The sequence below is a fragment of the Streptomyces marokkonensis genome, assembly GCF_039539045.1.
GTDB lineage: Bacteria > Actinomycetota > Actinomycetes > Streptomycetales > Streptomycetaceae > Streptomyces > Streptomyces marokkonensis.
Genome location: NZ_BAABCQ010000228.1, coordinates 1 through 9583 on the forward strand (window position 1 = coordinate 1; position 9583 = coordinate 9583).

At 71.2% G+C, this 9583-nt stretch carries 10 protein-coding genes; 2 read left to right on the top strand and 8 right to left on the bottom strand.

Annotated features, from left to right (window positions below; genetic code table 11):
• Nucleotides 1-233: 233 nt before the first annotated feature.
• The 3 genes from ABEA26_RS33065 to ABEA26_RS33075 all read right to left on the bottom strand — a co-directional run bounded on the left by ABEA26_RS33065 (nucleotide 234) and on the right by ABEA26_RS33075 (nucleotide 1741).
• Nucleotides 234-395, bottom strand: a complete 162-nt coding sequence (locus tag ABEA26_RS33065; protein WP_345597362.1) for a hypothetical protein — start codon at nucleotides 393-395, stop codon at nucleotides 234-236.
• 117 nt (nucleotides 396-512) lie between these two features.
• Complete coding sequence (locus tag ABEA26_RS33070; RefSeq protein ID WP_345597363.1) at nucleotides 513-947, bottom strand: nucleoside deaminase; 435 nt, start codon at nucleotides 945-947, stop codon at nucleotides 513-515.
• Nucleotides 944-1741, bottom strand: a complete 798-nt coding sequence (locus tag ABEA26_RS33075) for an LLM class flavin-dependent oxidoreductase (RefSeq protein WP_345597364.1) — start codon at nucleotides 1739-1741, stop codon at nucleotides 944-946. Before ABEA26_RS33075 ends, ABEA26_RS33070 begins: the two co-directional genes overlap by 4 nt.
• Nucleotides 1742-1834: 93 nt before the next feature.
• On the opposite strand from ABEA26_RS33075, the gene ABEA26_RS33080 reads away from it, so the two are divergent.
• Nucleotides 1835-2305, top strand: a complete 471-nt coding sequence (locus ABEA26_RS33080) for an Lrp/AsnC family transcriptional regulator (RefSeq protein ID WP_345597366.1) — start codon at nucleotides 1835-1837, stop codon at nucleotides 2303-2305.
• Between the two features lie 120 nt (nucleotides 2306-2425).
• Here ABEA26_RS33080 and ABEA26_RS33085 read toward each other — a convergent pair whose 3' ends face one another.
• The 5 genes from ABEA26_RS33085 to ABEA26_RS33105 all read right to left on the bottom strand — a co-directional run bounded on the left by ABEA26_RS33085 (nucleotide 2426) and on the right by ABEA26_RS33105 (nucleotide 8693).
• Nucleotides 2426-3442, bottom strand: coding sequence for an alpha/beta hydrolase (locus ABEA26_RS33085; protein WP_345597367.1), 1017 nt, complete (start codon nucleotides 3440-3442; stop codon nucleotides 2426-2428).
• 122 nt (nucleotides 3443-3564) lie between these two features.
• Nucleotides 3565-5199, bottom strand: a complete 1635-nt coding sequence (locus ABEA26_RS33090) for a phosphodiester glycosidase family protein (protein WP_345597368.1) — start codon at nucleotides 5197-5199, stop codon at nucleotides 3565-3567.
• A gap of 157 nt (nucleotides 5200-5356) precedes the next feature.
• On the bottom strand, nucleotides 5357-5521 hold the full coding sequence (locus ABEA26_RS33095) for a hypothetical protein (RefSeq protein WP_345597369.1): 165 nt from the start codon (nucleotides 5519-5521) through the stop codon (nucleotides 5357-5359).
• 319 nt (nucleotides 5522-5840) lie between these two features.
• Complete coding sequence (fusA, locus tag ABEA26_RS33100; protein WP_345597371.1) at nucleotides 5841-7916, bottom strand: elongation factor G; 2076 nt, start codon at nucleotides 7914-7916, stop codon at nucleotides 5841-5843.
• A 591-nt stretch (nucleotides 7917-8507) separates the two neighbouring features.
• Nucleotides 8508-8693 (bottom strand): hypothetical protein, encoded by a 186-nt coding sequence (locus ABEA26_RS33105; RefSeq protein ID WP_345597375.1) that lies wholly within the window; start codon nucleotides 8691-8693, stop codon nucleotides 8508-8510.
• Here ABEA26_RS33105 and ABEA26_RS33110 point away from each other — a divergent pair.
• The gene (locus ABEA26_RS33110) at nucleotides 8661-9431 is read left to right on the top strand and encodes a phosphotransferase family protein (protein ID WP_345597373.1); all 771 of its coding nucleotides are present in this window, start codon (nucleotides 8661-8663) and stop codon (nucleotides 9429-9431) included. The genes ABEA26_RS33105 and ABEA26_RS33110 overlap by 33 nt on opposite strands.
• Nucleotides 9432-9583 lie beyond the last annotated feature (152 nt).

Here is a 9583-nt window from a genome sequence, read left to right on the forward strand (position 1 = left end):
TCACCGACAGCCCCGGGTTTCATCACGGACCCGGCACAAGCGAGTGGCGCCCGGTGCCCGTACTGCGACCTCGCGCCGCCATCCCCGCAGCGGCACGAGGCAGACATCACCGACCACGGCCCGACCACGGCGCCCGGCTCGCCGCCGTATCCCCCCGCATGTCCCCGACGCATCACCTCCCTGGCCGAGAGGCCCGCCCTGGACCGGCAGGATGCGCGACTGGTGACCACACGTCATTCCCACGGTCGACCCGCTCCGCTGCCGATGCCGTCACGGGTCGGCTCGGCCGCCTCCCTGCTGAGCTCGGCGAACCGCCGCGTCCGTTCCTCGAACTCGCGCAGTCTGCGGTACGCGGCGCCGTAGCGGCGCTGCTCGGTTCGGCCACGTCTGCGCATCGGCCAGAGCGAAGAGAGGGCCGTTCACACTGCCACCGGCGGGCGCGGGAAGGTCGTCGTACCAATTGCCGGGCATGCGGGCCGGGACCGGACTTGCCGGGCCCTGTCTCGCGGCCGTCAGGACAGGTAGTACGCGTCGAGCGGCGCGCGGGCTTCGGGGAGCAGTGCCGGTCCGTCGTGCGGGATCGTCGGCCAGGCACCCGACTGGGGGTTGAGCTCGACGAGCTGCTCGGTGGAGATCGCGAAGACGACACGGCCGAGGCCGGAGCGGACGAGGGCGCCGGCGCACATGCCGCAGGGCTGGCAGCTGGTGTACAGGGTGGTGCGGGAGGCGGCGTCGGGGGTGAGTTCGCGGGCTGCCCAGCGGGCGAGCTTCAGTTCCGGGTGGGCGGTGATGTCGTCGTCGCGTCGGACCGTGTTGTGGGCCTCGATGAGGACCGTGCCGTCCGGTGCGGCGAGGAGGGAACCGTAGGGGGCGTCTCCCAGGGTGACTGCGTGGGCCGCGACGGCGATCGCGCGGCGCAGGAGTGCCTCGTCGGCGGAGGTGATCACGATGCCGTCCTTCGATGGGTGGCGACGGCGGTGAGCGCCTGCCAGGCCGCGTCGGGCCGCCGGGTCTCCTCGGGGTCTCCGGGGTAGGGGTCGAGTACGACGGTTTCGGCGCCGAGCGCTTGCAGCTGGTCGAGGTCGTCGAGGACCTGTTCGAGGGTGCCGACGCCGGCGATGCGCTCGGGGTCGTCGACGGGTGTGCCGGTCAGCCTCAGGGCGATGCGGGGAGCGAACCCCGGCAGGGTGTGGCGGGCCAGGACCGAGCGCATCCACGGAAGGGTGCCGTGCAACGGGTGCCAGGCGTCACCGCGTCCGACGGCCCGCCGGATACCGGCCTCGCTGTTGCCGCCGACCCAGATGGGCACGGAGGTGGGGTTGTTGCTCCGCAGAGTTTCCAGGTGCTCGTCGGTGAGTCTGCCGCGTGCGCCGAAGGGTACGCCGAGCGCGTCGAACTCCTGGCGCGCCCAGCCGACGCCCACTCCCAGCACGAGCCGGCCTCCGCTGAGCCGGTCGAGGTTGGTGACCATGCGGGCGGTGAGCAGCGGTGGCCGGTAGGGCAGGACGAGTACGGTCGTGCCGAGGCGCACCCTGGTGGTCAGGCCGGCCAGCCAGGACAGTGTGGTGAACGGCTCGTAGAACGGTTCCGGGTACCGCTCGGCCACGTCGGGCGTGACGGTCACGTGGTCCGACACCATGAGGAGTCCGAAGCCGAGTCCCTCCACGGTCCGGGCCCACTCTCGCAGTACACCGGGGTCGGTCCCGGGTCCGAAGTTCGGTACGTTGACGCCAAGTTCCATGGCTGGAGGCTATCCCCGCGACCACGAGGGAATGAAGAGAGTTCTCCTGGTCCTCACGGGTTTCTGCCGTGAAACTGCCGGTAGGATCGCGCCATGACCGCGAATCTCGACGACGTCGACTGGGCGATCATCAGCCAGTTGCAGCAGGAAGCCCGCGTGTCCCTCAGTGAGTTGGGACGGCGCGTGAATCTCAGCCCGTCCGCCACCACCGAACGGGTCCGCCAGTTGGAGGCGCTGGGTGTCATCACCGGCTACCGGGCGACGGTCGACCTGGCGAAGGTCGGCTACCCGGTGCTCGCCGTCGTCCGCCTGAAGTACCCGGGCAACCACCACCAGCCACTACGGCGGCTGCTCGACGAGCGACACGAGATCCTGGAGTGTCTGCGTACGACGGGGGACGACTGCTACACCCTGAAGGTGGCCGCGACCTCCATGGGGCATCTGGAGACCCTCATGGACGAGCTGGCCGGCTTCGGCAGTACGACCACCAGCGTCGTCTACAGCCAGACCCTGCCGTACCGCGGGCCCGACCGCCCGGTGACGCTGACCGATCCGAGAACCTGACCGGCCAGAGCACTGACCGGCCAGAGCACTGACCGGCCCCGGCACTGACGTGCCGGTCGGCGGTGGTCGCCGCCGGTCGTGCCGTGCCCTTGGACGGCCGTGGCCGTCGCCGTCGCCCATTCAGTGGCCGTTGCCCAGCGCCCTCAGCAGCATCGGCAGTGAAGCGTGCAACTCCCGCTCCCAGTACGCCCAGCCATGGGTCCCGGGGCCGTAGAAGTTGGTGGTCAGGTGCCGCGCCCCCACTCGCTTCAGCTCCGCCGCGAGGGCATGGTTCTGCCGGTTGAAGTCGGCCTCCAGGGCGCTGGTTGCGCCCGGTGGGTCCAAGGGCCCCGCGGTGCCGTCGCCGCAGGACAGGTAGACCGGGATCGACCTGAGTCGTCCGGCCAGGTGGAAGGGGTCGTGGGCCTGCCATATCCGGCGTTGGGCGACCGGGTCGCCCCAGACGCGGAGCGGGTCGTCGCCCTGACCGGCGAAGAAGCCCATGATGCGGTTGACCGACTCGTCGTTCAGGAGTGGATGCGCGGAGCCGGAGTAGGCCGCTGTCGCCTTGAACATACCGGGGTGCCTGGCGGCGTACAGCAGGGCGCCCTGGCCGCCCATGGACAGGCCGGCGACCACACGGTCGTTACCGGCGCCCCAGTCGCGTTCCAGGAGGCGGCGCAGCTCCACGGTGTGGAAGGTCTCCCACGCGGGGTCGCCACCCTCGCCGTGGTTCCACCAGTCGCTGTACCAGCCGTTCCAGCCGGCCTCGGGCATGACGACGAGGACGTCGCGCAGGCTGTCGGTCTGCGCGACGTCCGTCATGCTCGTCCACGACGTGTAGTCGCCGCAGCAGCCGTGCAGCAGCCAGAGGGTGGGCCAGTGCTGTCGGCGCCGGTCGTGCGGGTTCCAGCCGTCCGGGGTCAGGAGGCGGACGTCGACCGTGCGGCCACCGAGGGCCGTCGAGCGGACCGACAGGTCGACCTGCCGGTCCGCCACCTGGGTGACGGCGACGACTTCGGCGCCGGGACGGGCGGCGGGCTGCTGCCCGGTGGCCAGTGCCGGGGCGGTTGGTGCGAGGGTGGCCAGTAGGACGGTCAGGATCAGGAGGACCCTGACTCTGAGGGGGGTCAGGGTGGTTGGCACGTTCGCGAACATGGCGGCTCCCTGGGGTGGGTTCGTCGCGCTGGGGCGGGTCTTCGGGCCTCGTGTTCTGCGGGACTCCGGACTCCGGGACGTGTGTCTGCGGGTCTCCGAGTCTCCGTGCGGCAATCCGGACGTCAGTCCCCGCGCCTGCGGGGCAGAACCAACAGCGCGTCACCGACGGGCCGTTCGCCTGCGGCGTCCGACGGGGCGTTGATCACGTCGCCGTGCGCCACCATCGTCGTCGAGCCGCCCCCGTCGAGGTTGACCGCGTCGCGCAGACCCAGTGACTTGGCCACCCTCGCGCTCTCGCCGATGCTGAGCCCGAGGGCGTCGGTGCTGCGGCCGTCGGCGGTGACGAGGACGGTGCGGCCGGCGGCGTCCACTCCCGCCAGGGTGCGCGGGTTGCGCTTGTGGACCCAGCCGTAGTACCAGCTCGGGTCGTCGGGGCGCACCATGCCGTCGGTGGCGGGCGTGACGTGGAGCTGTCCGTCGCGGACGAGTTCGGGACCCGCGTTCAGGATGTCGGTCCGGGGTGAGGGTGAGACCCGGTGGCCGCGTTCGTCGAGCAGGGTCGTGCTGACGCGGAGCCGGTGGCCCGTGTGCGCGAGGGTGGTCAGGTCGGCGACACGTCGGCCGGTCGCCTGGACGGAGCTGCCGCCCGGCGGGAGTTCTCCGCCTCGTGGTGAGCGCAGCTCCACGACCCGGTCGTGGGCGTCCAGTACGGCCTCCAGACCGTCGCCCTGCGGGGTGTGCCGGCCGTAGTCCGGTGTGAAGGCGACCAGTTCGTCGGGGTTGGTGCACGTCACGTCGTGCAGGGGCAGGGAGGTGGGGGCGTCACCCTCGGTGCCGCCGCAGTTCCGGATCAGGCCGGGGACGCGGTTGACACCGTTCAGGCGCAGGGTGGACTCGCGACCTGTGATCCGGCCTCGCCAGGTGAGACGGGTGACCTCCGTTCGTCGGCCGTTGTCGCGGATCACCAGGCTGGGGCGGCCGGCCACCGACTCGCTCAGCAGGCGTCCGTCGTACACGCCCACGCCTGCCGGGTCGCCCGGCGCGCCCGCCTTGGGGTCGAGGACGAAGAATCCGGCGTTGACCGCGGCGGTGGCGTCGGCCGACTTCGACAGTTCGCTGGTTGTCTCCCGTTGCTCCAGATCGGGCCCGTACGATGCGTCGAGGCTCCCGCGGAACCTGCGCGGGTCGATGGTGAGCACGTCGACGCGCCATGGGCCGCGGTCCGTGGCGTCACCGTCCCAGCCCGTGTACACGGCGGATCCCGAGTAGCCGGCCGCCCGGAGGCGGGTGCGTTCGGTCGTCGCGGCGGACTGGGACTCGTACGTTCCGATGCGGACCCGCCAACCGAGGGTGCCGCCGGCGTAGTCGGCGGTCTTCGGTGTGGCCACCTGTTCCACCCGGGCCTGGAAGCCGTCCCGCTTCAGCTCGCCGGCCAGTTCGTCGGCGCTCGCCCAGTCCTTCAGCGCGGTCGGCGGCGCGTCGGGGTCCGGCGACGTGTCGCCGCCCGGGATGGAGACCTCGACCGTCCAGTGCAGTGCCGGGTCGAGCGACGGGTCTTCGGCGCCGCGCACGATGCGGGTGAGGGTGACGCCCGGCTGGAGTGTCGTGGTGGTACGGGTCTCGGACAGGTCCGTGGGGCCCAGGGGCAGGGCATGTCGGCCTGGCTGGACGGTGGGTGCCGACGCCTGCGCCGGTAGTGCGCCCGCCGTGACCAGGACCCCGAGGACGACAGCCGCACCGCACAGTCTCTTCTTCATCTGCCTCTTCTTCATCTGCACCGTATGGATCGAAGACCGGGGACGAACATGCGCCATCCTCTCCGTTCACTTCTGACACAGACATGGACAGCCGCCCAACGTCCACTGCACAAGTAGCGACCGGTTTCAGCGCAACGTCAAGGTCCGGATCGGGTTCTCAGCCGTAGCAGGCCGGGAAGGGCTCAAGACCTTGCGGCACCCCGTACTCGAAGACCGCCGTGTACGCCTCCGCGATGTCGCAGCCCCTGTCGAACCACGGGTAGGCGAACCCGCTCCAGATCAGGAGGACGACGATCAGCGTGTTACGCGCCATCTTTGGCATGTATGCGATTATTCCGTCCGGCTCAGCGGAATATGCCGCACCGCCCACTTCCCAACGTGTCGTCCCGGTCGGGTTGTTCGCGCCTGCCGGGTCGGTCCGCGCCTGCCGCGCCTTGACGAACGGGCACGCCGGAGAGGGGCAGGCGGCCCCTCTCCGGTTCCCGCCCCGTGCTCGGCGAGACAGTACGCATGTGTCATCGACGAGACGGCGCGCCGACTTCGCGGACGTCGACCGTGCTGCCGGCGGTGGTGTCCTGTTCCTGACCCGCCGCCCGGTCCGGGGCTGTTCCCTCCCGCGCGGGAGGGAACAGCCCGGCACGCTACCGCGCCGGTGTCGCCGGCGGTGCCGGTGCCGGTGCGTAGCCGGTGGGCCGGGCGGTGAAGGTGCCTCGGCCCTGGGTGCGGCTGCGCAGACGGGTCGCGTAGCCGAACAGTTCGGCCAGCGGCACGGTGGCCGTGAGGATCGCCGCACCGCCCCGCGTGTCGGAGCCGGTGACCCGGCCGCGGCGGGCGGCCAGGTCGCCGAGCACGCCGCCGACCCCGTCCTCGGGCACGGTGACGGTGACCTCGACGACCGGCTCCAGCAGGACCATCACCGAGGCGCGTAGGGCGTCTCGGAGACCGAGCCGGCCCGCGGTGCGGAAGGCCGTGTCCGAGGAGTCCTTCACATGGGTCCGGCCGTCGGTGAGCGTTACTCTCAGGCCGGTCACCGGGTGCCCGCCGAGCGGGCCCGCTGCCAGTGCGTCCCGGCAGCCGACCTCGACGGCCCGGACGAACTCCCGCGGCACGCACCCGCCGACGACGGCCGAGCGGAACACGAAACCGCCTTCCTCGGAGCCTGCCTCCGTCTCCTCCTGCCACGGCTCCACGTCGAGTACGACATGCGCGAACTGGCCCGCGCCGCCGTCCTGTTTGACGTGCCGGAAGACAAAACCGGACACGCCCGCACCGACCGTCTCCCGGTATGCCACGCCCGGGCGGCCGACTGCGACCTCGATGCCGTGCTCACTCCGGACGCGCTCCACCGCCACCTCCAGGTGCAGTTCGCCCATGCCCGACAGCACGGTCTGCCCGGTCTCCGGGTCGGTCCGCGCGGCCAGCGAGGGGTCCTCCTCGGTCAGCCGGGCCAGCGCCGAGGCCAGCCGGTCGGTGTCGCTGGAGCGACGGGCCTCCACCGCCACGTGCACGACCGGCTCGGCCACACCCGCGGGCTCCAGGACGAGTGGGGCGCCCGGCGCGCACAACGTCGAGCCGGCGCGGGCCGACTTCAGCCCGACCACCGCGACGATGTCCCCGGCGACGGCCCGCTCCAGCGGGTCGTGGCGATCGGCCCGCATTCGCAGGATGCGGCCGATGCGCTCGGTGCGGCGCGTGCCCGCGTTCCACACGGTGTCTCCCTTCTCGAGCGTGCCCGAGTACACCCGCAGGTACGTCAGCCGTCCCGTCGGGGTGGCGTTCACCTTGAACGCCAGTGCCGCCATCGGTGCCGCCGGGTCGGCGGGCCGGTCCTGCTCCGTGCCGTCGTGGGTGCCGCGTACCGGAGGTACGTCCAACGGCGACGGCAGGTAGGTCACTACGGCGTCCAGCAGTGGTTCGACACCACGGTTGCGGTAGGCGGAGCCGCACAGCACCACCACTCCGTCGCCGCCGCGCGTCAGGTCGCGCAGGGCGGCGGCGAGGGTGGCTGCGCCGAGCGTCTGCCGGTCGCAGAACTCCTCCAGCGCGGCCGGGTGGCGTTCCGCCACCGCCTGCTCCAGCAGTCGCCGCCTGCGTACCGCTTCCTCGCGCAGGGCGTCGGGCACCGGCCCCTCCTCAGCCGCCTCCGCGCCGTCGGCCCACGTCAGAGCACGCATGCGCAGCAGGTCGACGACGCCGGTGAAGCCGTCCTCCGTACCGATGGGCAGCTGCACGACCAGGGGAACCGGGTGCAGCCGCTCGCGGATCGAGGCGACGGCCGTGTCGAGGTCGGCTCCCGCCCGGTCCATCTTGTTGACGAACGCGATTCTCGGCACACCGTGCCGGTCGGCCTGCCGCCACACCGACTCGCTCTGCGGTTCCACACCGGCGACGGCGTCGAACACGGCGACCGCGCCGTCCAGCACGCGCAGGGAGCGCTCGACCTCGTCGGCGAAGTCGACGTGCCCCGGGGTGTCGATCAGGTTGATCCGGTGACCGTCCCAGGAACAGCTGACCGCCGCGGCGAAGATGGTGATGCCGCGATCGCGCTCCTGCGGATCGAAGTCGGTGACGGTGGTGCCGTCGTGGACCTCACCGCGCTTGTAGGTGGTGCCGGTGACGTAGAGGACGCGCTCGGTGACGGTGGTCTTGCCGGCGTCGACGTGGGCGAGGATGCCCAGGTTGCGGACGGTGGTGAGAGGGTTGGTGTGGGTGCGCACGGCCCGTGGCCTTTCGCTGTCGCGTGAACAGGGCGGCGCGATTCCCGGGACGAGGACAGGACGCGGAGACGGCCCACCGTGGAACGGCAGGAGCGACGGCGCGTCAGCGGTTCGTCGCGGGCATCCGGTGCCGGCCGCGCAGCGGGCACCGGACACCCGAGGACACCAGGATCACCTCGTACCGGGGCGGGGGGACGACGGCAGCGGTACGGATACGCACGGTCCGGCCCCCCTCACTCGTTCTCGGTGTCGTGGTGAGTGTAGGGAGGACGGGAGCGGCCCCACACCGGGTTTTCCACGGCGTCGCCGGCGCGCCCGGAGAACCGGGAATGCCGAACGGCACTGCTCCCCTTCCCGTTTCGGCCTCCCGACCACCCGGTGACCAGCACCGTTCGCACGCTGAGCGTTCGCTCACCGTGTGACAACGGGTGCGGACCAGCGACCGCCCCAGGTCACAGGATCCCTCCATGTCGGAACCCGTGGGTCCTCAACAGGGCAGCGTCAGTGGCGTGTTCTCCCCACTGCTGGGACGGCCGTACACACGTCGGCGAAGGTGGCTCGTCATCGGCACGGGAGCCGCTCTGGGCGCGGTCACCACAGGGCCCGTCGGTCGGAACTGGCCTCCAGAGCCGGGTAGGCCGGCTTGCGCTCGTAGCCCCGCCTTCCCCGCGCCGCGGGTCCACGCTGCGGTACGAGCACGATCTGCTGCGCGGCGAGGTCGCGTACTACACCGCGGTGCGGGACGTGCCGGGGGTGCCGGTTCCCCGCTTGGTCCACGTGGAGACCTCGGCCGAGCCGCCCGTCGTGTCGGGCCTCGTCATGTCCGAACGCCCCGGCGTCCCGTGGCACGAGGCGGACGCGTCTCTGGCGCCCGGTGAACGGGCGAGTTCGCGGCGAGAGCTGGGCGAGGTCGTCGCCCGTTTGCACACCGTGACGGGACCGGCTTTCGGCTATCCCGCCCAGCCGTTCGGCCCTGCGGCCGACGACTGGAGGGGGGCCTTCACCGCCATGACCGACGCCGTTTTGAACGACGCGGTGGCCTACGGAGTGGAACTGCCGCGCCCCGTCGAGAAGGTACGGCAGGTGATCGTCGCAGCCGGGGACGTGTTCGACGAGGTGACCCGTCCCGTTCTCGTCCACTTCGACCTGTGGCAGGGGAACCTGCTGCTCGACGGAGCCGAGGGAGCCAGAGGACTCAGCGGCGTAATTGACGCAGAGCGCATGTTCTGGGGCGACCCGGTCGCTGAGTTCGTCTCACTCTCGCTGTTCGACGACATCGAGAAGGACACCGACTTCCTCGCCGGGTACGCGGCGGCCGGGGGCGACGCCACGTTCACCGACTCGGTACGTCTGCGCCTGGAGTTGTACCGCTGCTATCTGTACCTGATCATGCTGGTCGAGGCCGTGCCCCGACGCTACTCCTCCGAGCAGTTGACGTGGACCCGCCGACACGTCGGAGGCCATCTGACGGCGAGCCTCGACGCGGCGGTGTCCACCCTGGCGGGCCGACGGTGACCGCGGTAACTGATCCACCCCACCGCCCCCCAACCGGAGCAACACTGCGAACCCGCAGAGGGCCGGATCACGTCCACCGCGACAAAAATCCGGTCAAAGTGACAAGTGTCGCTTTGACCGGATCTGTTTGGTCGGTTGACCTCTTGTGTCCG

Excerpts from the sequence above, each read along its gene's own strand:
- ABEA26_RS33080 (WP_345597366.1), top strand. The coding sequence starts at position 1,835 with ATGACCGCGAATCTCGACGACGTCGACTGGGCGATCATCAGCCAGTTG.
- ABEA26_RS33090 (WP_345597368.1), bottom strand. The coding sequence starts at position 5,199 with ATGAAGAAGAGACTGTGCGGTGCGGCTGTCGTCCTCGGGGTCCTGGTC.
- ABEA26_RS33095 (WP_345597369.1), bottom strand. The coding sequence starts at position 5,521 with ATGCCAAAGATGGCGCGTAACACGCTGATCGTCGTCCTCCTGATCTGG.
- ABEA26_RS33085 (WP_345597367.1), bottom strand. The coding sequence starts at position 3,442 with ATGTTCGCGAACGTGCCAACCACCCTGACCCCCCTCAGAGTCAGGGTC.
- ABEA26_RS33065 (WP_345597362.1), bottom strand. The coding sequence starts at position 395 with ATGCGCAGACGTGGCCGAACCGAGCAGCGCCGCTACGGCGCCGCGTAC.
- ABEA26_RS33075 (WP_345597364.1), bottom strand. The coding sequence starts at position 1,741 with ATGGAACTTGGCGTCAACGTACCGAACTTCGGACCCGGGACCGACCCC.